This is a genomic window from Shewanella sp. SM101 (assembly GCF_025654465.1).
Lineage (GTDB): Bacteria > Pseudomonadota > Gammaproteobacteria > Enterobacterales > Shewanellaceae > Shewanella > Shewanella oncorhynchi.
Window position 1 is genome coordinate 1 of sequence record NZ_JAKKRH010000120.1, and the last position, 1,324, is coordinate 1,324.

Annotated in this window: 1 pseudogene; it reads right to left on the bottom strand. The window is 47.5% G+C overall.

The features are described from left to right. Nucleotides 1-39: 39 nt before the first annotated feature. Nucleotides 40-1,324, bottom strand: a pseudogene (locus L5M38_RS24125) (IS3-like element ISSpu6 family transposase); the annotation flags it as partial.

Genomic DNA, 1,324 nt, shown 5'->3' on the forward strand with positions numbered 1-1,324 from the left:
CGGTGTTTTTCAAGATAGTTGTCACTCTTTGTTTAAATATTAAGCTGCATTTATTACGCCTTCTTCTGGTGCCTTATCTGGGTTGAGTGTTACAGCGCCAACCGCTTCACAATTTCTGATCTCTGTAGACCAACGCATCGGTTTTCTTTCCTTCGCCGCCTCAAGCACTTTCTTGCGCTTCGCTAAAATAGCGCCATCTTGCAGTGCATGACGTTGCCCTGGTGAGACAAAATTTAGCTGGCTGTGTTTATGCTCATCGTTGTACCAGGTTACAAACTTTTCCACCCATTCTCTTGCTGTTGCTAAGCAGCTAAAACCTGATGCCGGCCACTGTGGGCGGTATTTCAACGTTTTAAATAACGACTCTGAAAAGGGGTTGTCATTACTCACCCGCGGCCGACTTAATGATGCCGTAATACCAAGCTCTTCCAGCTTGGCTTTCATGGTCAGTGACTTCATCGGCGCCCCATTATCCGAATGCAGCACTAATGGCGTGTTAAAGCATTGCTCGCGTAACAGACAGCGTTGGATTAGCGCAGCGGCATATTCCCCACTTTCTTGCTCATGAACTTCGTAACCCACTATTTTTCTACTGTAAATATCTTCAAACAGGTACAAATAGTAGAACTGGCCTTTGACGATTGAGGCTAAATAAGTGATGTCCCATGACCACACTTGATTCGGCCCATCTGCCCGATAACTCAACGGTTTGCTTCGATTGACCGCAGCCTGAGTGCGGCCACGATGGTTAAGTTGACCATGAGCATTTAACACTCTGTAGAAGCTGGATTCCGAGGCGATATAAATCCCGTTATCTAATAATGTTGGCACAATTTGCGACGGGGGTAAGCTGGCGTACTCCGCTTGATTGCACACACTTAATATCTGTTGTCGCTCATGTTCTTCGAGTTTATTTGCTGGCTCTGGTCGAGCTGCTGTTGGCCTTAAATCAGCTTGCACTTGACCTTCTCGATACCAACGTCGATAGGTACGCTTACTGAGGCCCGTTTCAGCACAAGCCTTATAAAGGCGAGCACCCTGGGTATACGCCTCTTGGATTAAGGCAATCAATGCGATGCGCTCAGGCAAGGGGGTTAGCTCTCCTCGCTGTCGTCCCCCCAGAGCGCATTGAGCTTTTTTCTGAGCACCAGTAACGCAGCAGCTTCAGCCAGCGCTTTCTCCTTATAGCGCAATTCCCGTTGCAGCGATTTGATTTCGGCTTTGTCAGCCTTAGCCTGCTGTTTAATGGTTTTAGTTTGTACTTCTGAGGTTTGAAAACCAGCTAAACAATCCTGTTTCCACTGCTGTACTTGCTCGCGGAACA